The 22986-nt window shown below is 43.2% G+C and carries 20 protein-coding genes; 11 read left to right on the forward strand and 9 right to left on the reverse strand.

Features of this window, described 5'->3' with window-relative positions; genetic code table 11:
- Positions 1–37 precede the first annotated feature (37 nt).
- Entirely contained in the window at positions 38–1954 is a 1917-nt protein-coding gene (locus ACR42H_RS02055) for an alkaline phosphatase family protein (RefSeq protein WP_436374567.1), read from the reverse strand.
- 289 nt (positions 1955–2243) lie between these two features.
- On the opposite strand from ACR42H_RS02055, the gene ACR42H_RS02060 reads away from it, so the two are divergent.
- From ACR42H_RS02060 to ACR42H_RS02070, 3 genes are all read left to right on the forward strand, one after another.
- Positions 2244–3347 (forward strand): SH3 domain-containing protein, encoded by a 1104-nt coding sequence (locus ACR42H_RS02060; RefSeq protein WP_113884910.1) that lies wholly within the window; start codon positions 2244–2246, stop codon positions 3345–3347.
- Between the two features lie 383 nt (positions 3348–3730).
- Positions 3731–4387: a 5-bromo-4-chloroindolyl phosphate hydrolysis family protein gene (locus ACR42H_RS02065; RefSeq protein ID WP_113884909.1), complete on the forward strand. Its 657-nt coding sequence runs from the start codon at positions 3731–3733 to the stop codon at positions 4385–4387.
- Entirely contained in the window at positions 4384–5550 is a 1167-nt protein-coding gene (locus ACR42H_RS02070; protein WP_113884908.1) for a toxic anion resistance protein, read from the forward strand. The genes ACR42H_RS02065 and ACR42H_RS02070 overlap by 4 nt, the downstream gene beginning before the upstream one ends.
- Positions 5551–5609: 59 nt before the next feature.
- Here ACR42H_RS02070 and ACR42H_RS02075 read toward each other — a convergent pair whose 3' ends face one another.
- Complete coding sequence (locus tag ACR42H_RS02075) at positions 5610–7268, reverse strand: PAS domain-containing sensor histidine kinase (protein ID WP_113884907.1); 1659 nt, start codon at positions 7266–7268, stop codon at positions 5610–5612.
- A gap of 206 nt (positions 7269–7474) precedes the next feature.
- Here ACR42H_RS02075 and ACR42H_RS02080 point away from each other — a divergent pair, with 206 nt between their 5' ends.
- The 5 genes from ACR42H_RS02080 to ACR42H_RS02100 all read left to right on the forward strand — a co-directional run bounded on the left by ACR42H_RS02080 (position 7475) and on the right by ACR42H_RS02100 (position 11929).
- Complete coding sequence (locus ACR42H_RS02080) at positions 7475–7705, forward strand: excisionase family DNA-binding protein (RefSeq protein ID WP_436374568.1); 231 nt, start codon at positions 7475–7477, stop codon at positions 7703–7705.
- 92 nt (positions 7706–7797) lie between these two features.
- Positions 7798–8358 (forward strand): FAD-dependent oxidoreductase, encoded by a 561-nt coding sequence (locus ACR42H_RS02085; RefSeq protein WP_436374569.1) that lies wholly within the window; start codon positions 7798–7800, stop codon positions 8356–8358.
- Positions 8359–8567: 209 nt separating this feature from the next.
- On the forward strand, positions 8568–9968 hold the full coding sequence (locus tag ACR42H_RS02090; RefSeq protein WP_436374570.1) for a M28 family peptidase: 1401 nt from the start codon (positions 8568–8570) through the stop codon (positions 9966–9968).
- Between the two features lie 213 nt (positions 9969–10181).
- On the forward strand, positions 10182–11138 hold the full coding sequence (locus ACR42H_RS02095; protein WP_436374571.1) for a DMT family transporter: 957 nt from the start codon (positions 10182–10184) through the stop codon (positions 11136–11138).
- 113 nt (positions 11139–11251) lie between these two features.
- Positions 11252–11929: a DUF421 domain-containing protein gene (locus tag ACR42H_RS02100; RefSeq protein WP_436374572.1), complete on the forward strand. Its 678-nt coding sequence runs from the start codon at positions 11252–11254 to the stop codon at positions 11927–11929.
- A 41-nt stretch (positions 11930–11970) separates the two neighbouring features.
- Here the strand turns inward: ACR42H_RS02100 and ACR42H_RS02105 are convergent, their stop codons facing one another.
- The 4 genes from ACR42H_RS02105 to ACR42H_RS02120 form a co-directional block, all read right to left on the reverse strand.
- A complete protein-coding gene (locus ACR42H_RS02105) occupies positions 11971–12933 on the reverse strand; it encodes a D-2-hydroxyacid dehydrogenase (protein WP_113884901.1) in 963 nt (320 codons plus the stop codon).
- 211 nt (positions 12934–13144) lie between these two features.
- Entirely contained in the window at positions 13145–13492 is a 348-nt protein-coding gene (locus ACR42H_RS02110; RefSeq protein ID WP_113884900.1) for a hypothetical protein, read from the reverse strand.
- Positions 13493–13603: 111 nt separating this feature from the next.
- Positions 13604–14422 carry an MBL fold metallo-hydrolase gene (locus ACR42H_RS02115; RefSeq protein ID WP_436376811.1) on the reverse strand — a complete coding sequence of 273 codons (819 nt, stop codon included), beginning with the start codon at positions 14420–14422 and terminating at the stop codon, positions 13604–13606.
- A 185-nt stretch (positions 14423–14607) separates the two neighbouring features.
- Positions 14608–16074 carry a TerD family protein gene (locus tag ACR42H_RS02120; RefSeq protein WP_436374573.1) on the reverse strand — a complete coding sequence of 489 codons (1467 nt, stop codon included), beginning with the start codon at positions 16072–16074 and terminating at the stop codon, positions 14608–14610.
- 345 nt (positions 16075–16419) lie between these two features.
- On the opposite strand from ACR42H_RS02120, the gene ACR42H_RS02125 reads away from it, so the two are divergent.
- On the forward strand, positions 16420–17145 hold the full coding sequence (locus ACR42H_RS02125) for a glycerophosphodiester phosphodiesterase (RefSeq protein ID WP_436374574.1): 726 nt from the start codon (positions 16420–16422) through the stop codon (positions 17143–17145).
- Between the two features lie 167 nt (positions 17146–17312).
- On the opposite strand, the gene ACR42H_RS02130 is transcribed toward ACR42H_RS02125, so the two are convergent.
- The 3 genes from ACR42H_RS02130 to ACR42H_RS02140 form a co-directional block, all read right to left on the reverse strand.
- Complete coding sequence (locus ACR42H_RS02130; RefSeq protein WP_113884896.1) at positions 17313–17753, reverse strand: hypothetical protein; 441 nt, start codon at positions 17751–17753, stop codon at positions 17313–17315.
- A gap of 9 nt (positions 17754–17762) precedes the next feature.
- Positions 17763–18113: an ASCH domain-containing protein gene (locus tag ACR42H_RS02135; RefSeq protein ID WP_113884895.1), complete on the reverse strand. Its 351-nt coding sequence runs from the start codon at positions 18111–18113 to the stop codon at positions 17763–17765.
- Between the two features lie 129 nt (positions 18114–18242).
- Complete coding sequence (locus ACR42H_RS02140) at positions 18243–19934, reverse strand: glutamine--tRNA ligase/YqeY domain fusion protein (RefSeq protein ID WP_436374575.1); 1692 nt, start codon at positions 19932–19934, stop codon at positions 18243–18245.
- Positions 19935–20234: 300 nt separating this feature from the next.
- Between ACR42H_RS02140 and ACR42H_RS02145 the strand changes: the two genes are divergently transcribed.
- Together ACR42H_RS02145 and ACR42H_RS02150 are read left to right on the forward strand one after the other, a co-directional pair.
- Positions 20235–20999, forward strand: a complete 765-nt coding sequence (locus ACR42H_RS02145) for an alpha/beta hydrolase (RefSeq protein ID WP_436374576.1) — start codon at positions 20235–20237, stop codon at positions 20997–20999.
- 181 nt (positions 21000–21180) lie between these two features.
- Positions 21181–22383 (forward strand): MFS transporter, encoded by a 1203-nt coding sequence (locus ACR42H_RS02150; RefSeq protein ID WP_436374577.1) that lies wholly within the window; start codon positions 21181–21183, stop codon positions 22381–22383.
- Positions 22384–22986: the final 603 nt, after the last annotated feature.

A 22986-nucleotide genomic window follows, 5' to 3' on the forward strand; every position in this document is an offset into this window, starting at 1 on the left:
TAAAACACTGCCTTGCAGCCATAGCAAGGCGGTGTTATTAATCTAAAGCACTTTTTAGAATTTCACCCTCCAAAAAGTTCGGAGCTGGTATGTTCAGCAGCTTATAAACAGTTGGGGCAATATCCAGTGTGGTAATCGAGCCAATCCGGCGGTCCTTTTTAAAAGAAGGGCCTTGCGCAAAGAAAACGGCCCTGAGTTCTTTCCGATCAGGATTGCCTCCGTGGCTGCCGAGTTCAATTGATGGCATATGGGGGCTTGTTAGACTGCTGCCCATCATATAGCCCCTTGCGCCTAGCAGCAAAATGTCTCCCTGGTTAGGGTGCTTATTCTCTTTATTTTTTCCATAGGCAATCTGATAAGGTTTTTCTTCCTTTCTAAAAAGGTAATGGAAGAATTGCTTCGACGTTTGATTAAAATGGCTGAACTGCCCTTGCACAATGGAGTCACCTGCATTACCAAAATAGCCCTTTAGGGTTTTTGTCTGAAATTCCGGCTTGATTTTATACTCGCTGAAAAGTTTCTCTACTTGGTCTGCAGCCTTTTCCTTCTCTTTTTTAGAGAGGTTTTCATTCAAGTAAATTTGTGCAGCTGACCCACTGGCTACAGCCATTGCTTTGGAGTTCTCCTCATCCACTTTGCCTTTTTCATCTGTCTTTAAAAGACCGGCTTCTTTTAGAAGAGTGTTTGGAGCAAGTATGGTGTGGACTGGCTCCATTCCATGGTCGGATACAACAAGAAGGTTCTCTTCTTCGCTAAGGCTATCTATCGTCTGTCCAACGACATCATCAGCAAGCTTGTATGCCCATTCAATGTATTTCTTATGTTTTTGAGAATTTTCCTCTGAATACCCAGGCTGCCGGGGATCTGTCAGCAGAAAGTGATGTGATTCATGATCAATCTGAGGTGTATAAAACATCAGCAAATCCGGATGGTATTCTTCTTTAATATAAAGAGACACATCAGTTGCCCAGCTGACAAAACGTGAACTGATTTCTTCATACTCTGCTCTAGTAATCCACTTTTTTTCTAGAGCCTTTGTATCATCCTGGACGGGGAAAAAGCCGAATTCTGAAAGCAGCTCCTCTTCAAATCCATCGGGGCCTTCAATGAGTGCTGACGTAACGGCGGTCCGGTAAATCCTTGCTTTCTTAAGACCAGGGTCAATTTTCAGCTTAAACCAGAAACCTGCAGATTCACCATCAGCTTCAACAGGAATTGACCCCCATTCGTTGGCATTGACAATGACATCTTTGGGGTCTGCCGAACGGTTTTCCGAAAAAATGAAGCGGTTATAGTTGGTCTTTCCATCATCTGAAGTGTCTAAAGCCAATATATAAATTTTTTTATTTTTAGCTTCTTTTAATGGCAGCTCCAATATAGCTTCCTTTAAAGGGCTAAAGCTGCCTTCGGCGTGCTTCCAGCTCTCTGCTTTTTTGAACTGAAGCTTATCCAGAGAACTCTCTGCCCAGGTTTCTCCATAATAAACTGCGTAATCAGCCTGTGTTCCTGCATCGGGGTTTGACCCGGGGAACAGCACTGTAGCAGTTGTTTTGCCGTTTTTTTTGGCCTCTGCCCAAAGCGGGTTTTTATCGAGTGGCTGTTGGAAGGCGCTTTCTCCATTTGCCAATTCTTTATGGGGATCCTGCCACTTATTGCTGACCATGCCGGTTTCCGAAGGGGTTGCACCTGAAGCAATTGCCGCATGTGATGGGGCGGTCAGCGAGGGGATTACGGTTTTGGAATCCTTGGCAGCTACTCCATTCTTCATGAGTGCTTTAATGTGGGGAAGCTTGCCTTCCTTTACATATTCTTTAGTCAGGTCATTTCTCATTCCATCAAATGAAATCAGCACTACCTTGTTTTCCTGTCCAGCACGATCCTCTGCATGTCCTGAGGAAGAAAATACAATAGATCCTATTAATAAAATAACTATATAAACATAGTGCTTATTCATTATGTTTCCTCCAAGCTGTAAGTAAATTGGTACAAGAGCATATTCCCTTTATTTCTTATAAATAAACAAAAAAAATCGTCTTTCTGCTGCCAGGGGCGCTCAATTGAATGGCAGGAAGAAGGAAGATATGCAGATGCCAAATATACTGACTCCTCCATATAAGCTGATTCAATAGAATCAATAATATTTTTCCAGTCCCAAAAAGGTAGACTGGGAGTTTTTGAATCGATATTTTTAGAGTAGTCTGCAAAATTCGACAGAAATAAATTAGGGATATGGAGGAAAGTATATGGCAATTTTAAAAAGTTCGTATGGAACCAGAGCTTTATTAAAAGGGACTGCTGCTGCAGCTATTTTTGCAGGAGGAATCATTTCACCATCAATTCCGGGCTTTTCAAACGAGGCAGTGGCAGAAGCGTCTTCCTATACTTACACAGTGGATGCGACCAGTCTGAATGTCCGTTCTGGCCCCGGAACAAATTATGATCGGATCGGCAGCCTGCCCCAAGGCAGCAGTATACAGGCAATCGAACGCCTTGCCAGCGGCTGGTACAAAATTAACTATAATGGAAAAACAGGCTATGTCAGCGGCCAATACGTCAAAACAAATGAAAAACTTTACCGGGTGGACGCCACATCATTAAATGTCCGAAAAGGTCCGGGATTAAATTACAGCAGTGTCGGCCTTTTAAAAAACGGAACAGTATTAAGTGTCATACATAAGGAAAGCAACGGCTGGTATAAAATTTCCTACAACGGAAGCACCGGGTATGTAAGCGGTGATTATGTGACCGCTGGTGACTCCCGTCAGGCAAGGATCAATGTACCGCTCATTGCCCAGCGGCCGGAGCTGCCAAGCGGATGCGAAGTGACTTCTCTTGCCATGGCACTGAAATTTTATGGTGTAAATGTCAGCAAAACAACACTTGCAAAGGGAATGCCATATGATTCAACCAAGCTGGTAAGAAATGCAGATGGTTCTATTAAAACCTGGGGAGATCCTGATGTCGGGTTTGTCGGAACACCTTTTGGCAACGGCCATACGATAAACCCGGGACCGCTGAAAAAGCTGCTTGATCAGTATCGGCCAGGCGGTGTAAATTTGACCGGAAAAGATTTTTCAGAAATAGAAAAGGCTGTTTCAGAGGGTAACCCTGTTTTGGCATGGTTTACAATCAGCCATGAAATGCCGAATAATAGAAGCTGGAAAACGCCTGCCGGCAAAACGATCAGCGCACCAACACCATTGCACTGCATTGTCGTAACCGGTGTGGATGCAGATTATGTTTACTTTAATGACAGTGAAGCAGTTCAGAAAGATGTGAAAATGCCTAAGGAGAAGTTCATCAAGATCTACGAAGCCATGGGCAAGCGTGCATTGGCTGTAAAATAGCCAGAAAGCATCTGCGGCAAATTTCCGCAGGTGCTTTTTTTTTGCAGGGAAATATACGTCTCAGGTCTTAGCAAGGATTACTTTTGTGGTCTATGGCGGGTAATCGTGTTTTTTTGTATCGTATAACTTGAGAAGTTTTTTAAAAGTGTTTTAATAGATTTAAGGATGCAATCCTTTTTTGCTGTATAACTCCTGCACTTTCCCCCTTAGGTGTCGGGGGTGAGCATCAAGCAGAAGCCTCCTTGGATATCTTCGCAGGAACAGGCGGTTTGGCTTGTTCTGAAGGTGCTTACGCTTTTCTTGCTGAAATATGTCTGTGGATGAAACTTTAGGTTTATAAATAACGTATAAATAAGTAGGAATATGAGTAGGAGTCGATAAATATGAATTCCTTTTTAGCATTTGCTTTTCGTTTGCTGACGGCTGTTCCTTTGTCTGTCAGCGTTTGGCTGGCAAGTTACTTTGCATTCGGGCAAACTTTCATTTTGTCAGGTATATATGGAGCTGGAGCCGGGCTTCTTACTTATTGGGCCGGGGGATTGATTCAGCGCCGCCGCTTTTTGAAAAAGCATGGATTGACGAAAAGGGAATACCAATACATTAAGCGAAATCTTGATGAGGCGCGCCGCAAGATAACCCGTTTGCACAAAGCGATGTTTTCGATTCGGCATTTCCCGACGCTTAAGCAGCGCATGGAGTTCATGAGGGTGACGAGAAGGATTTACAGACTGACCAGGAGTGAGCCGAAACGTTTTTACCAGGCCGAGCAGTTTTATTTTTCTCATTTGGATTCCGCGGTGGAGCTGGCGGAAAAGTATGTCTTTCTGTCTTCTCAGCCGAGAAAATCGCGTGAACTGGATCAGTCCCTCCAGGAGACCAGACGTACACTTGATGCACTTACCCATCATGTGGAGGAAGATCTTCACAGAGTTATAGCTGAAGATATTGATCAGCTTCATCTTGAAATTGATGTTGCCAAGAATTCGATTGAGAAGATAAAAGATTCAAGAATTCATGATGAAAGCAGGAGATTAAAATGACCGAAGAAAAACCGTCCCTGTTAAAAAACACTAATTTATTGGATGATCTGATGTCAGATCCTTTTGGGGAAAAGCAGGAGGCTGCTCCCTCGCCATTGCAATCGGAAAAGCGGACAAGGCTGATCGATGTGATTCCGGAAGAAAACCGGGAAAAAGCCTATCAGCTTGCAAAACAAATCGATCCTGCCAATCACCAGGCGATGATCTCATACGGAACACCAGCTCAATCAAAGCTGCTGACGTTTTCTCATACAATGCTCGAGCATGTTCAGAAAAAGGACGTTGGTGAAGTGGGAACAATCATCAATGATCTGATGAAGAAATTCAATGATGTGAATCCGGATGAGCTGAAGCCGGAGAAATCAACCTTTTTTGCGCGTATGTTTGGAAAGATATCCGGTTCTGTTCAGGAGGTCTTATCGAAATACCAAAAAACAGGTGCTCAGATCGACCGCATCAGCGTCAAACTGGAAAGGAGCAAGAATGCGCTTCTTTCCGACATTGTCATGTTAGATAAGCTATACGAAAATAATAAAGAGTATTTTCATGCTTTAAATGTATATATTGCAGCAGGTGAACTGAAGCTTGAAGAGCTTCATGAAAAGACGATTCCCGAACTGAAGAAGAAGGCAGAAGAGTCGAATGACCAGATGAAGTTCCAGGAAGTGAACGATATGATGCAGTTTGCCGACCGTCTGGATAAACGCCTTTATGACTTGAAGCTGAGCCGTGAAATAACGATTCAAAGCGCACCGCAGATCCGCCTGATACAGAATACGAATCAGGCATTGGTTGAAAAAATTCAGTCATCCATCATGACGGCCATCCCGCTTTGGAAAAACCAGGTGGCCATCGCCTTGACACTGCTTCGCCAGCGCCATGCCGTCGAAGCCCAGAAGAAGGTCTCGAAAACAACTAATGATCTTCTTTTGAAAAATGCAGAAATGCTGAAAGTGAATACAATTGAAACGGCACGTGAGAATGAGCGGGGCCTTGTCGACATTGAAACGTTAAAGAAAACACAGGAGAACCTGATTTCCACTCTTGAAGAAACCCTAAGGATCCAGGAGGAGGGCCGCCATAAACGCCGGCAGGCAGAACACGACCTGGCCAATATGGAAAATGATTTGAGGCAGAAGCTGCTGGAGATTAAGGGGAATTAGCAGGATTAAAAAAGAGCGATGTTCAATCAAACGTTTGATTGAACATCGCTCTTTGCTGTTTAAACTGTTAATCCAGCCTCAGGGGCAGGTGTGTGTTTTCTTACTGGCAGCTTGATGACAGCTTCTGTTCCTTTTCCTTTTTTACTATTGAAATAAATGGAACCATTATGGGACTGGACAATTTTGAAGCTGACTGTAAGTCCGAGGCCAGTTCCTTTCTCCTTGGAAGAATAGAAAGGTTCACCGATCCTGTTAAGGCGTTCTTCCGACATGCCGCAGCCATTATCCTTTACCAGGATAGTCAGCTGCCGTTCTTCCGCCTGCAGTGTAACCGTTACTTTACCGCCATCTCTTGACGCTTCAATGGCATTTTTTATTATATTAATAAAAAGCTGCTTGAGCTGATTTGGTTCACATTCTATCATATACACATCCGATTTTAATAAAAATTCGATCTGGACATTATGCATGCTGGCTTCTGTTTTTAAAAGCGAAATGACATTAAAAAGGATATTTTGAACATCCGCTTTTGTAAAACAAATGTCCTGAGGCTTGGCAAGGAGCAGCAGCTCACCGACAATATGGTTAATCCGGTCCAGCTCCTCCTGCATGATCTGATAATAAAATTGATGCTTTTCATCTTCCAGCTGCATGAGCTGCACGAAGCCTTTTAGTGATGTCAGCGGATTTCTGATCTCGTGCGCCACACTGGCAGACAGCTCGCCAACCACAGAAAGCTTTTCGGTGCGGCGCAATCTTTCTTCAGCTTGCCGAAGCTTCGTCACATCTTTTCCATAGCCGATGATTCCGGCAATTTGACCGTTCACAATGAGCGGAAGCGCAGTGCATTGAATAGTGAGCTTGCTGCCATTTTTATGATTGAATTCAAATTCACAGGTTTTTGGCTGTTTATCCTCAAGGATGCCTGTAAAGTCTTCAATGGCCTTCATTTTATAAGGAGCTGGTATGATTTCATTGATGCTCTTTCCCAATGTCTCATCAGGACTGTAGCCTGTCACCGCTTTGAATTGGGGATTTACTTTTGTGATGGTGCCATGAAGGTCTGTCATAAAGACAATTTCAGTATTATATTCAAACAAGGATTTATATTGCTGCTGGCTTTCGGCAAGAAGCTTCTCCACATGCTTTCTTTCTGTAATATCCCGGCCGATAATGACCAGCCCTTTTCGGCTTCCATCGGCATGAAAGAGCGGCACTTTAATCGTATCAAACGTTTTTTCTGTTCCGTCAGGCAAAGGAATGACTTCTTCGATACGGGTAATTTTACCATTTATCCAGGTTTCTTCATCTGAAGTTTCACAGTAGCGAAGTGCGTCTGCATAAAAGTCAGTGTACTCGGCCAGTTCAGAGTCCTTCTTGCCTTTATAATCGACTTTTTCGAGATTAAACAACTTAAGCCCAAATTCATTAGACTCAATCCAGCGGCCCTGTCCGTCTTTAAAATTAACAAAGTCAACCATGGAGTTGATTAAAGTGGAAAGACGTTTTTCATCTTCCCTCGAAGCAATAAGCTCATCTCTTTTGCCAATAAAGTAATAGAGCAGCCAGCCTGTAACGATAATGTACAGAAACTCTTTTGCTCTAAAAAGAAAACTGACAAGAGAAGAGGGCTCAAGCATATGCAAAAGGTAGTTCGTTCCGAATACCCAAATAAGGCTGATGATCACATATAAGCCCAATAACCATTTTTTATTCATTAGCTTATATTTCTCCTGTTCTCTATCTGGCTGAAAAAAGAGCTGGAATTCAGTCAAATAGTATTTTTTTCGCTGTATAATAAAAGAATATAAGTTGCATATACAAATTATTTACAGTTTCTATTCTATATGATTTTAGTAGAGTCTTCTAGTGCCTAGAAATTAGTAAAACCATATTATAAGGAATTAGAAAGGGAAGAACAAGCATGTATCTTACCATTAAAGAAACCGCAGAATATTTATCTTACCCTGAGTCATATGTAGAAAGCTTGATTCAGCAAAAAAAAATACGCGCCATTTATGATGGAAAACAGTATTTAATATATAAGGAACAATTTAATGCCCATATAAAGCAGATGGAAAAATACAGGGAGCTGGTGGAAGAAATACTAAATGAGCCGATACCAGAGGATCGGGATATCAAAGATGAAGATTGAATTGGACAATTTCCCTGTAATCACATTATTTTACAATTATTATTAAATTAGATAACATATAAGTAAATAATGTGTTAAAGGAGGAAGTATGGATGTTTGATATCTTAATTGTAGGTGCAGGCCCTGCTGGTGCAAGTGCTGCGCTATTTGCTGCAAAAGCGGGCAAGAAGGTAGTGGTTGTGGACAATGATAAAAGCATGACTAAACGTGCCTGGGTAGAAAATCATTATGGCGTTATGGAAATCACTGGACCTGAACTGATCGAAACAGGCAAAAAACAAGCAGCTAAGTTTGGGGCAGAGATCGCAGAAGGAACTGTTGATAACATTGAAAAAGCTGATGGAAGCTTTACCATTACAGCAGGAGAAAAATCGTATTCAGCTAAGCATGTGATTTTAGCAGCTGGCGTATCTACCGATTTAGCAGAAAAAGCCGGTTTGAAGACTAAAGCAGGCACCGAGCCGCGCATTAAAACGGTTCTGGAAGTGGATGCTGATGGCAAGACGAATGTCGATGGCATTTGGGCAGCCGGAACCATTGCAGGAGTTAGCGTCCATACAATCATTACAGCTGGAGACGGTGCAAAAGTTGCAATAAACGTAATCAGTGAATTGAACGGCGAGCGCTATGTGGACCATGATATAATGAAATAAAAATGAAATAAAAGGGAAAGAAGGCTTACCTGGGGCTGCCTTCTTTTTTTTTGTCTATTTTTCCTATTAGTTATTTACTAATATTAACAAAATAACCAAAATATAGATGTTTTTACCTACTATACACTAGTATCTTGTACCCTTATAAGAGTTTTCGAAACATTATAAAATTTAATGAGCGGAATCTATTATTCTATTGGAGGTACTAGATGACAAAACCAATGTTAAAAGTGGCATTAGCTTCGACTCTTATTTTTGGAGCTATTGGGACACAGGCAGTTTTTGCACATCCGGCAGACGTTAAACAGGTTCAGCCGGTAAATGTATTCGACAAGAAGGTAGTCAATAAAATTAATGCAAAAAATATCTATAATAATATTGATTATCTTTCACAAACCCCGCGTGTAGCCGGTACGGAATCGGAGTATAACGCTGTTCAGTATATTAAAAGCCAATTCGAATCCTATGGCTATGAAACAGAGATTCAGCCATTCACGTTTTATGGATATACTCCTCCGAGCAGTATGGAAGTGACCATTGAGGGCTATGGAGGGGAACTGCAGCCAAGATCCTTTACCTATTCAGTCAATGGCGATGTGAGCGGGGAGCTGGCATTTGCTGGGCTGGGCACACCGGAAGAACTGGAAGGTATTGATCTCTCAGGTAAAATTGCTCTTATCCAGCGCGGTTCCATTTCTTTTGCCGAGAAAGTTTTAAATGCAGCAGAAAAAGGGGCTGCAGGAGTAATTATTTTTAATAATGCAGAGGGTCCATTAAGCGGCACGCTTGGGGGTCATAATGAAGAATATGTTCCGGCATTAGCCCTGTCAAAAGCAGAAGGTGAGGCAATTCTTGCATTGCTGGAGAGCGGTGAAACTTTAACAGCTTCCCTATCCATTGAAGGTGCGGATGCAGGAGAAAAAGTTTCCCACAACGTGATTGCCACAAAGAAACCAACCAACAAGAAGAAAGCAAACGACGACATTATTGTGGTTGGCTCACACCATGATTCTGTAGCAGGGGCTCCTGGAGCGAATGATGATGCTTCCGGAACAGCGATGACATTAGAGCTGGCACGCGTATTCAAGGATATTCCGACAGATACAGAGATTCGCTTTGCAACATTCGGAGCAGAAGAGCTGGGATTGATTGGATCTTACCATTATGTTGACAGTCTTTCTGACGACGAGATCAGCAGAACCATTGCGAACTTTAATCTTGATATGGTGGGAAGCAAAGATGCGGGTGATTTAGTAATGATGACTTTGGACGGAGAAGAAAATCTTGTAACAGAACTTTCTCAAGCATCCAGTGAAAGGCTGAACGGTGAGCCGACCCCAGTATATCAGGGCGGCAGAAGTGACCATGTGCCTTTTGCTGAAGCAGGCATTGCAGCCGCGTTATTTATTCACAGCCCAACTGAACCATGGTACCACTCTCCAGAAGACACGATTGATAAAATCAGCAAAGATAAGCTTCAGGATGTAGCAGAGGTTGTGGGTGCCGCCATTTATGATAAGGCACGTTTTGATAACATGGGCCCTAAACCGAAAAAGCAGCATAAAATGAAAGCAGCCCCTGAAATGGTTCACGAGTTGGATGTAAAATAAGCAGAAGAGCAGCCGTTCCTTTTGATGGGAGGCTGCTTTTGCTATTATACAGTTGCTTTGCGTTTTCAAGGCTGCTCACCCACCGATAAACCCTGGTAAGCCAATAGGTCAGCAGGAACTGTTCCGGAATGGTGTTTTTCATGCCATCACTTTCATGTTTTAAAGCTTTAAAAAGACATTTTCCCATTTGAATATGATAAAATGATACAAATTATGAACTTGGATTTTCTGGAAAGAAGGATCGATGTGAAAAACATAAAAACATACATTCTCCTCACTTCCATCATGGCTTTATGGGGATTGAATGTGAGCATTATAAAAATTCTTGTCAGTTATTTTCCTCCGGTTTCAATTACTTCTTTGCGAATACTGACTGCGGGTATAACCGTGTTTTTAATATTAAGCATAATGGGGAAAGTGAGAAAGCCGAGCTTGAGGGAAGTCTCGTACATTGTATTTGGCGGACTTTTAAGTGTTGTCAGCCACCATCTATTTCTGGCTATAGGCCTAACGGGAACAAGTGCGGTGAATGGGGGGCTTATTCTAGGTGCCGGTCCGCTCTTGACAGCCATACTGTCTTCCATTCTGCTGCGCAATAAGCCTACAGGCATCCAGGTTCTGGGTTTTCTGCTTGGCGGTGCAGGCGTAACTTTTATTGTCCTTTCAGGGAATAAAGGGATATCGAGCTTAACTCCGGGAGATTTCTTTGTGTTCTTGTCCATTCTTTCACAAGCCCTAAGCTTCATTGTCATCAGCAAGGCTTCGAAAACCCTTGATCCGCGATTGCTGACAGGCTATATGCTGATTTTTGGAGGAGTGATCCTTTTTGTAATGGCCAGCATTATGGAACCCGGCGGACTTAAGGGTGTAAAAGAAGCCCCAGCCTATGTTTGGGCTGCATTTGCCGCATCTGCCGTATTGGCAACAGCTATCGGCCATATGGTGTATAACACAGCCATCCGTAATATCGGGCCTGCAGAAGCCAGTATTTTTTTGAACCTGAATACCTTTTTCTCATTGGCAGGCTCTGCGTTCATTCTTGGTGAAGTAATTACTATAAACCATATACTTGGGCTGGTTCTTATTGTGGGAGGTGTCATTTCAGGATCTGGAGCATTGGAGGATTTAGTATTCAGGAATCGGAGAAAAGAAAATAGCGAGTATATGTAAAGTGGTCTCTTGACATAGAGATCACTTTTTTTTCAAAAAGTGGAATAGGGGAAAAGGAGTATTCAAAGTCTGGTAAGGGGAATAGAGAGGATATAGAGAGAGGAGGAGCATTGATGTATTTATCAATAACAGTAAAAATGGCTGTTGGACTAGTTGCCTTGTTAACTGTTACCCGTATTCTTGGAAAGAAGGAGCTTTCACAGGTAACTCCGTTTGATTTTGTTTATGCGGTTGTCCTTGGAGGGATTATTGAGGAAACCATTTATGATGATAAAGTAACAACACTGCAAGTGATCTATTCAGCCTTATTATGGGGAGCATTTATTTACATTATTGAAATTCTGGCAAAAAAGAAAAATATATTCAGGGCGATTTTAAAGGGAAGAGAGTCGGTCCTTGTTAAGGATGGCAAGCTGAATGTAAAGGAGATGAAAAAAAACCATCTTGAAATGGAACAGCTGAGAACAATGCTGCGCCAAAAAGGAATATTCAGCATGAATGAAGTTAAATACGCTTACCTTGAGACCAATGGCGGCTTAAGTGTAATGAAATACCAAAAACAAGAGCCTGTCACTCCAGAATTGATGAAACTTAAGGTGAAGGAAAGGAATCCTTCCACTTTACTGATTGATGAAGGAGAAGTAGTGGAAGACGGCCTTAAATTACTGGGGAAAGATGGGGGGTGGCTGAGGGAGTCTATTAAAACGGAAGGCTGCCATCATATCAAAGATATTTTCTGTGCAGAGTGGTCGGAAGAAGAAGGGTTTTATATCATATCTTATAAAAAATGAGCCTTGCGAATGCTGCAAGGCTCTCTTTATTAATATCCCTATTAATATCCCTTTATATAATCTACTTGATTAATGCCGGGAGTACCGCTGTTTATGTACTCCTTTAAATTAGGAATGAAAATATCTTCAATCACACGCTTAGTGTAGTATTCCGTCGATCCGGCAGTATGCGGAGTAATGATGACATTATCATGTTCCCATAGCGGGCTGTCTTCAGAAAGCGGTTCTTTTTCAAATACATCCAGCCCTGCACCGGCAATATGTCCGTTCTGAAGTGCGGCAATCAAATCTGTTTCTTTTACAATTTCACCCCGGCCGATATTGATGAAGAAAGCAGAATCCTTCATGCGGGTAAACTGTTCGGCTCCGAATAGCTGCCGTGTTTCCTGTGTAAGCGGAAGTGTGACGACAACATAGTCACATAGAGGAAGCACATCGTTCAGCTGGCTGGAAGTATACATTTCATCTATATGCTCTTCAGGTTTTCCGGAGTGCCGAACTCCAATCACCTTCATGCCGAATGCTTTGGCAATCTTGGCAGTTTCCCTCCCGATGGCTCCTGTGCCAATCATGCCGATGGTTTTATTGTGGATTTCAAGCTTCATTCCAGAATGGTGCCATACTTTAGCTTGCTGATTTTTTACATATGTATGGATTTTGCGGGTGAGCCCAAGCATTAATGCGAAGATCGTTTCTGAAATGGGGTTAGCATGCACTCCGTTTGCGCTGGTAATCTGGATGCCCTGTGACTCCATTTCTGCCAGGGGCAGGGAATCGACCCCGGCACTCCAGGACTGGAACCAGCGGAGGTTGCTGTTTCCCTCAAGGACCATCTCTTTTAGTTCCTTTTTCCAGCCGGCGATCACTTCCGCTTTTTTCAGCTCGTTGTGCCAGTTTGCTGAATCTTTTCCGGAAATGAGCTCCCAATCGGGAATGATCTCTTTAATTTTATCAATCTGTGAGGGTTCCAGATCATGTGTGACGATACAGGTTCTTTTTGACATGTATGTTCCTCCAAGTTTTATTTTTTGAAAAGTCGGTAAATATATCATAGTCTATAAAACTATAAAAGTGAAATTTTCTAATAAAATGAAAAATAGCATAGAAATCAGAGGGATTTCAATCAAACACCATGCGCTAAATAAGTTAGTTTAGGTTGAGTAATATGAAAACAAAAGAGCCCCCTGGCGCTGGAACCGGGGGCTTAACTATCTGTTAAGAGGGCTGAAAACCTATTAATTTTGCTTTCTTATCAACACCGAGTGTCTGTTTATCCGGGAAGGTAATGACAGAACTGATATAATCCCAGCGGATCATAAAATGGGTGACGCAATCTTCTTCCTTTTGCTGTTCTTCTGGGATGTCAGTACCGTCTTCCTCTTTGACCATTGTACGTTTGAAGCAAGGATTCTCAACCCATATTCCCATGCTTTCAGTCTTGATCAGTTTAACAAGGTACCATTCATCGGGCTGATAAATGCCTGTGATGGAGCCGACGAGATCATTTGGAAAGTTCTTAAATTTTATTTGAATTTTTTGACCTGTAAAGTTTTCAAGGTGCATACATGAACCTCCTGAACTATTAAAATTCGTTTTATTATACTCTTCCTTTTTTTGATTGTTTTAAACATCAAAAAAGCAAGATCCACCCGATTTGGTGAACCTTGCTTTTTTTTAGCCTTCCCCGTCTACATATTTTCCGTGGTCAGGAACGGCAATTTCATCAAAATCATTTACGAGTTTGGCGAGGCTTTCCCTTAATACAGCAGCAGCCATTGGAATGCCATGACCTGTGATGGCGACATCTGGCTGAAGGGCTTCAAGTTTCTGTACGGAAGTCCGGGCAGAATCCCAATCAGTTGTGAGGTAGCGGGGCGGGCCGCTGATTTCCTGTTCCTGGGTGAGCACACTGTATAAGGACTCCTGCTTCACTGTTACGAAAGCGTCACCTGCAATCAGCACGCGATCAGACTCCCTGAATAAGGAAACGTGGCCGGGAGTATGACCTGGTGTGTGAATCCACTTCCATCCTTCCATATGGGGAACATTTCCGTCTCCAGGCAAAGGCTGAATATGGGTGCCAAGATCAATGCCTTCATGCGGAAAAGTGGGGGACATCTTTGCGACAAGTCCGCCTTCAACACTCGAGTCAGGTTTTGGATAATCCTGCTGTCCCGTTAAGAATGGCATTTCAAGTGTATGAGCGTATACAGGAACCTGCCAGCGCTCAACTAAATCAATAATTGCACCAACATGGTCAAAGTGGCCATGTGTAAGTATAATGGCTTTCGGTCTGGCGTTCTCTCCAAATAGTTCTTCCGCCGCATCCATGATTTTCTCTGCAGATTTTGGCATGCCTGCGTCAACGAGAACCCAGTCACCAGGCTTTTCTGATATACGCACAAAACAAACATTCACAATCTGTACTGTCAGGCAGTAGACTCCATCTGCTTCATTAACAATCATTCCACTCGTGGAGGAAGTCATGGGCATATAGCGTTCAGTAGATGAACTTTCCTTCAAGGATATTACCTCCTTAGTAATTTTAGAAATAAAGGCATTTATCTTTTTGAGTATACCCGCATGTGAACTTTGTATGCGGCATATTCAGGAGGAGCAGGGAATAAATGCAAAAAAAGCTCTGCCTGAAATTCGGCAGAGCTTGGGTGTATCACATATTAAGATAGAAATTCATGCGGATTTAATCCGAGTTCCATGCAGATCTCTGTAACAGCCTGTTTTTCATTTTGATCAAAGTTCCCGTCAGCATAACCGATCGCGATGCAATAACGGGCTACGAGGCGGGCGATCTCAGGCTTATTTCTTACCCGGCCAACTGCTTTGAAGGCTTCGGCCCGGCCGATGATCGGGTCCATCTCAATCCGCTGGACGAACATATTGAATTGCTGTATCACTTTTTGTGTATCAAACACTTTTAATTCCTGGCTGCTGTTTACAAACTCGACCATCTTTTGACGTTCAGTTGGATCAAGCCTGCCATCTGCCATGCCGACAAGGGCGCATGAAGCTACAACGGCGTCCAGAACATCCTGGCTTTTGAATCGTGTAAACAGCTCCTGGGCACGGCGCTTTTGGTCATTGGCCCACTGTGCGTAATCCGTCTGATTAGGTGACCATGAATTGCCGCAGGAATTACAGGTAAGCTTCAGCTGGTTTTTTCCGATAAAGCCGCCAAGAAGTCCTACAGGCCCCAGGATGAGTCCTCCAATCGCCGCTTTTCCAAGGCCAAATCCTTTTTGGCCGGTCCGGATGTTAGTAGATCCGCAGCGGGTGCAGGCGATATTTCCATCTGTATAGGATTGAGCCTGCACCGGCTGCCCAATACCTGTCTGCCCGCCAAATGAAGTTGGCTGAGAAGGTGGCGTGTTGTAAGAAGTCTGATTGTAGGCAGGCTGGCCAAAGGACGATGGGCTGTATCCTGGTTGTGCCTGCTGGCTATATTGCTGCTGGTTTTGCTGTGGGCTGAATCCTTGAGCTGGCTGGCCAAAATGGGATTGCTGCTGATACTGACCCTGGCTGAATGAGGGCTGCTGACTTGGAGCAGGCTCATCATCTACGGAAACGCCGAAATTGCGGCAAAGGGCAGCTAATCCGCCCTGGAATCCGCTTGCAATGGCATTGAATTTCCACTCGCCATTGTGACGGTAAAGCTCTGCAGCGACGATTGCTGTTTCAACAGTAAAATCCCGCCCAAGGTCGAAGCGGAGAAGCTCTTCATTTGTCATAGCATTAAAAATTCTCACATAAGCATTGGAAACTTGCCCAAAGTTCTGCCCTTTCATCTGGGCATCATGAATGGTAATAGTAAAAGCAATTCGATGGATATGCTGCGGCACCTTATTTAACTCGATGCGGATCTGCTCATCATCCCCGCCGCCTGCCCCAGTTCTATTATCACTGCTGTATAGGATCGAACCGTTTCCACCGGATGGATTATTATAAAACACAAAGTCACTATCACTTTGAACTTTGCCGGATGCACCTGTTAAAAAGGCTGAAGCGTCCAGGTCATATTGCGATTGATTATGACTGACATCCCAGCCCAATCCTGCCACCACAACCTGCAAACCAGGATTGGTTTTGGTCAAATCTACTTTTTGTCCCTTGCTCAATCGAACTCCCACAGATTTCACTCCTAATTTGTTTTTATACTTAGAATTTAATAACTATGTACTTCGGAGAACTGTCTAGCTCCACAAGGAACGCTTCGACAGCTTAATCATCGCACAACTAAAAGCACTGGCTTTTAGGAGGAGCGCCTACCCCTTCGAGGTGTCGTGGATGGGGCAAGGCGTTTCCTCTTTTCTTTTTATACGTTCTGAGTAGAAAGAAGTTTCATAGTTTTCATTATAAGGGAATTGGAAGCGAAGTAAAACTTGAGCGGCTATTCTTAGGATGAAAAAATGGTTTTGGGGCAGACCGTAGAATAGAATATTAATCATGATGTTATTGACATAGGAGGAGATAATTTGAATAAAAGAGCAAAAGTCTTTGCACACCGCGGCGTCAGCGGACATTTTCCAGAAAACACGATGGCCGCATTCCAGGGTGCATTGGAGGCAGGGGCAGATGGAATTGAATTGGATGTGCAGATGGCTAAGGATGGGAAGCTGGTGATCATTCATGATGAAACTGTGGATAGAACGACAGGCGGCACCGGTTATATAAAAGACATGACCTTCGATGAAATCCTGCGGCTTGATGCAGGGAGCTGGTTTGGGAATGTTTACACGGGCGAAACAATTCCGGATCTGGATCAGCTTTTACAATGGGCAATTAGGGAAGGAAACGAACTCCTGATTAATATTGAATTAAAAAATGATTTGATTGAATATCCCGGTATGGAAGAAAAGGTTATTGACCTTATCCTAAAATATAAATTGGAACAGCGTGTCATAATATCATCTTTCAATGCAGAGAGTCTGAAAAGAGTCCGGGAATTGCATGCCACTTTGCATACGGGCTACTTGATTGAAGGCATCCCTGAAAACACACTCGAAATGGCGAAAAAAATCGGGGCAAACAGCATTCATTGTGAAGAGGGATTTGCTCTATCGGGATTTGGCAGGAATGCAAAAGATGCGGGGTTTCCCCTGCGGGTATATACCGTAAATGATGAAACCCGCAGCAGATTTTTAAATAGTGCGGGAGTGGAAGTAATCATGACCGATTTTCCGGAAAGGTTTTTGAAATAAAGAGTTTATTGCCTGCGTAAATTCCATTTATTCACGAAACATTCAATGTACTCGCGGAAATTTGGATTTATCAGTGGACATTCGGATATAACCAAGGATTCATGCCATGCTGAAGAATGGCATCAAAAAAACAAGCGCGGATCTTCAGCGCTTGTTTTTAGTTAACTCTACCAAAGTACAGGCTTAGCCACCATGAACCAGAGCATGAGCATTAATAGAAAAAGGTAGATCCAGACTGAGCGGGTAAGCTTCCTGACAAGAAAATGCTGATCTGCTCCAGGCTCATCAAATTTCTTCAGAACAGGAGAGAAGGCACGGGCAAGAAAAAAGACTGAGCCTCCCATCACCGCCAGGGTCGCAACGATCCAGGATGTAGTCCAGTCCCAGTGGCTGTTCACGATAAGAAGGACACCCGAGCCTACAAGTACATGTCCTGCATGCTTGACAAGGCGCACGGATGTCCTGAAGATGCCTATGTAAGCCTGCTGAACCCCTGGCTCGGCCGTTTCCAATTTATTGACAATTGGAATCAGAACAAAAAATGGGCCAACAGAAAGTATGGCACTGCTGACATGGATGTACAGCAGTATTCGGTACAGTATGTCCATCCCGGCAGATTACTTCTTCACTGCGCTGAATTCATGAACCCATACACGCATTTGCGGCAGCCAAGGCATTCCCGGATGCATCGAAAGGATTGATTGTTTGTAGTCTTCTAAGCTTTCAAAGCCTTCCTGGCGGGCATGATCGTCTGTTAACTCACCAAGGGATTGGGAATAAACTTTATCTACAACAAAGTCCTGGCCTTCAAGTGTCATGATTTCCCCGACATCAGCATACCTGCCATTACGGCGTGTGGCTGTTTTTTTTCCTGCAAGAACCTTCTCAACGTCCTCTTTAACTGTGACCATTCGGTCTACGGAACATGTTTTTGGCGGTAATGTATTTGGATCATGCTGATTTGACATTATGCTATTCCTCCTTATGTAAATGCTTACCTTTTAAACCTTACCATATTTTCAAACCGGAAGGTAGCTGTGTTTAAGAACAGTTTTTTACAAAAAAAGCTTGAGGAAACCCTTCCTCAAGCTTAGAAATTACTTTAACTTAAATGAACTCTTCAGCGATACAATCCTGTTAAAAACAGGTTTTTCTGCTGTTGTGTGTTTCGGGTCAACATTGAAATAGCCATGACGGAAAAATTGGAATTTATCCTGGGCTTTTACATCCTTCATGTTAGGTTCAATGAAACCATTAACAATTTCAAGTGAGTTCGGGTTCACATAGTCAAGGAACGTTTTTCCTTCAGCATCGTTTTCAGCAGCATCATCTGTGTCTGCCTCAGCGTTCCGATCGGCATCTTCGTCCAGAATCAATGGCTCGTATAAACGAAATTCAGCCGGAATGGCACTCTTTGCATCCACCCAATGAAGCGTGCCCTTCACTTTTCGGCCTGTAAAACCTGTTCCGCTCTTCGTTTCAGGGTCATATGTGCAATGCAGCTCAACAACATTGCCATCCTCATCCTTGATGACATCGTTGCACTTGATGAAGTATGCATGCTTTAAGCGTACTTCATTGCCAGGGAAGAGGCGGAAATATTTTTTCGGCGGATCTTCCATGAAATCGTCCTGTTCTACAAAAATCTCCCTCGAGAAAGGAATTTGACGCATGCCCATTTCCGGATTTTCCGGATTGATTTCAGCATCAAGCATTTCAGTCTGATCTTCCGGGTAGTTCGTGATCACAACCTTTAACGGACGAAGTACGCCCATTGTACGAGGGGCTTTCAATTTCAGGTCTTCGCGGACATAATGCTCAAGCATAGCTTCATCCACTACACCGGAACCTTTTGAAACACCCGTTTCTTTTACGAACTCGCGGATTGCTTCCGGAGTATAGCCCTTGCGTCTTAGACCGGAAATCGTAGGCATGCGCGGATCATCCCAGCCATCAACATAATTCTCTTCCACAAGCTGCTTCAGTTTTCTTTTGCTCATAACTGTATTAGAAATATTCAGGCGGCCAAACTCGATTTGCTGCGGTGTGCTTTCCATTTCACACTCTGAGACAACCCAGTTATATAGCGGACGCTGATCTTCAAACTCGGTTGTACATAAGGAATGGGTAACTCCTTCAATTGCATCCTCAAGCGGGTGGGCAAAAGCATACATCGGATAGATGCACCACGTATCACCCGTATTGTGGTGAGTTGCATGTGAAACACGATAGATAACCGGATCGCGCAAGTTCAGGTTCGGTGATGACATGTCGATCTTTGCTCTGAGAACTTTTGCTCCATTTTCAAATTCTCCATCCCGCATACGTTCAAATAAATCAAGATTCTCTTCAGCTGAACGGCTGCGGTATGGGCTTTCTTTTCCAGGCTCTGTCAGGGTTCCGCGGTATTGGCGGATCTCTTCCTGGCTTAAGTCATCCACATATGCTTTTCCTTTCTTGATTAAAAGAACTGCACGGTTATACATTTCCCCGAAATAATTCGAAGCAAAGTGAAGCTCCTCCCAGTCGTAGCCAAGCCATTTAACATCTTCTTTAATGGCATCCACAAATTCCTGATCTTCCTTTAGCGGATTCGTATCATCAAAACGGAGGTTCGTCCTGCCGTTAAAATCATCTGCCAGGCCGAAGTTGATGACAATCGATTTGGCATGTCCGATATGAAGATAACCGTTCGGCTCAGGCGGGAAACGGGTAATGACCTCTTTGCGCTTTCCCGACTCCAGATCCTCTTTAATAATCGTTCGTATAAAATTTGAATTGTTTTCCAAACCGGTATCAGCCTTTCTGTTTATGTAGTTAGTACTTATTTTAATAATATCGGGAAGGAAAATAAAGCGAAACTTCCCGTTGCTGCGCTCCTAAGGCTTGCTTTTTGTTTATAGGGCAATGCTGCTTTTTTCTTTATTCATTCTATCTATTATAAACAAGACGATGCTGGAAAAAAAGTTTTTATGAAGACTGGATGCGAAGTTTTACAAAAATGTTAAATGCTTTCAAATAAGAAGGGATAGAGGGATGTGAAAAGAATATCTTTAATAGGAATTAATCTATTGAATGGAGGAAGGATCATGTCTGAAAAGTATCCGATTTTAGAAGGCGCGGAACCTTTTTATTTTGAGGGAAATGAGATTGGGATTCTGGTTTCGCATGGTTTTACCGGTTCAACTCAAAGTATGCGTCCGCTTGGGGAAGCTTATGCAAATGCAGGGTATACGGTCTGCGGTCCAAGGCTGATGGGACACGGCACTCATTATGAAGAAATGGAAACAACGACCTATCAGGATTGGATTCATTCTGTTGAAGAGGGCTATCAGTGGCTGAAAGAGCGCTGCAGTACGATATTCGTTACAGGTCTGTCGATGGGCGGCACCCTGACATTGTATATGGCCGAGAAATATCCGGAGATTAAGGGGATTATCCCGATTAATGCAGCTATTGAGATTTCTGATATGGCGGCAGCAGCCAGCCTGGAGGATGTCCGCTTCCTGGATGCAATTGGTTCAGACATTAAAAACCCTGATATAAAAGAGCTTGCCTATGAAAAGACACCGGTTAAATCGCTTGGTGAAATAACGGAACTGATGAAGAAGGTCAAAGCCGATTTAAGAAAAGTGAATTGTCCTGCGCTGATTTTTGTCTCAAAAGAAGATCATGTAGTTCCGCCTTCCAATTCGCAGGAAATATACAGCAGCATTAAATCAGCTGCAAAGGAATTGGTCACCCTGGACAATAGCTATCATGTGGCAACATTGGATAACGATCAGGACATCATTATAGAAAGAACACTGCATTTTCTGCAGCGGGTACTGGAAACAAGCAGTCTGCAGGGGTGATGGGGGAGCTTAATCTGGCTCCTTTTTTTATTGACTTTAATTGAAGGTTTTCATTGTCTCAATAAAGTTCTATCCCTTGAAGTGATGCAAAATTCCCGTTCCTTTTTCCAATCAGTTATGGTAGTATTTAGTGATCCGAAATAATTAACTGATTTATTCTTTAGATAAAGGAAAGCGGGGGATGCAGATGGTAAAGGCTGTAAAAGAGACTTTGTGGACAAAGTCTTTCATTATGCTGATGGTCGGGAATTTATTTGTCTTTATGTCGTTTCAGATGCTGATTCCCACACTGCCTCCATATATAAAGTCCATAGGTGCAACTGGTCTTGAAATTGGGCTGGTTACAGCGCTGTTTTCGATTGGAGCCGTTCTGAGCAGGCCTTTCATCGGATTCATGCTTGAATATAGAGCAAGGAAGAAGCTGGTGCTGATTGGGGCAGCGGCACTTCTGGCCATAACGGTTATTTATCCGCTGTCAAGCGTGGTGATGATTTTTCTGCTGTTCCGGTTCATCCACGGACTCGCTTGGGGCTGGTCAACTACTGTGAATGGGACAGCAGCTGTGGATGTAGTGCCTAATTCCCGTCTTGGAGAGGGAATGGGTTACTATGGCCTCAGCGTTACGATCGGGATGATCATCGCTCCGAGTCTTGGTATCTATCTTTATCAGATTACCTCTTTTACCAATCTTATTTATATTTCGAGTATACTTGGCGTAATTGCCATTGGGCTCCTATCTATTGTTCGCTACGAAACACCTGAAGCTGTTCTGAAAACAAGGAAAGAGGATCTGAAATTCTCTTACTTAGGCTCTTTAATCGAAAAATCCAGCTGGTTTCCTGCCTTTATTACGATTATTGTGACATTTGGATATGGCTCCATCGTAACGTTCATCGTTATTTTTGGAGAAGAGCGCGGTATTGATCAGATTTTCCTTTTCTACCTGTTCAATGCGATTATGGCATCGCTTTCGAGGCCGATTGCCGGAAAATGGTTTGACCAGCGGGGGCCAAGGGGACTTGTACTGCTTTGCACGTTCCTGACCTTTGTCGGCATGTGGGTACTTTCTTTGGCTCACTCGAATTTGTTTATTATCATAAGCGGAATTTTGTTCGGAATTGGCTTTGGATCATTGATTCCTACTCTGCAGTCATGGACGCTATCAATGACACCATCCAACCGCAGGGGTGTGGCAAACGGAATGTTCTTCTCATCCATCGACCTTGGCATTGGGCTAAGCGGCCTTGTGTTTGGTGTGCTTGCACAGTTTGTGGAAACGGCAGCACTATTCCAAATATCAAGTGTGTTCCTGATTCTTGGCATGGCTGTTACAATCCTCTATGGCAGACGGCGCTCAGTTGCCCGGCCGCAGCAAGCCTCTTGATGAAGAATAAAAACTGGCAGGCAGGAATATATATTTCTGTCTGCCAGTTTTTATTTTGATTGAGGTGGTATTAATATATAGAAGTTGGTTCTAACTATTAAGAATATTACACAGGAATACAGCAATGTTTCAAAAATGATAGAGAAATGAAATTTTTTGCAGAAAAATTTTTGTTACAATATAAGGATAAAGGATGAAAATTGGCGCATTATGCGTTTTTTTAAAGATAAGAAGGTAAATTCTGAAGTTAGATAACAGTCTAGCTCCAGGCGCCATCGGCTCGAGGTCATAAGCTTGTCTTGTTTCGGCTCCTAGGGACTCGAGGTCATAAGCCGCTCCCTTCCAGAAGGAAAAAACACCTTCTTACAGGGACCGTCTTATGCTAGTCGTCCCTGGGCAGTCGCCTCAACATTTCTTTCAATCCGGCCAATAGGTCAAAGAACAACCTTTCAGCCGGCTCGTCTTATGCTTGTCGCCGATAGGCGGGCGCCTTCCGCTTTTTTTATAAAGCATGCTGATAAAGCCTATGAAATTAGGGAATCAGCAGGCTATTCAATAAAACTCTTTTAAAAGCCGGCGCCTTTAGGCGTACTTTTAAAAATA

The organism is Cytobacillus sp. BC1816 (assembly GCF_051353635.1).
In the GTDB taxonomy this organism is placed as follows: Bacteria; Bacillota; Bacilli; order Bacillales; family Cytobacillaceae; genus Cytobacillus; species Cytobacillus oceanisediminis_C.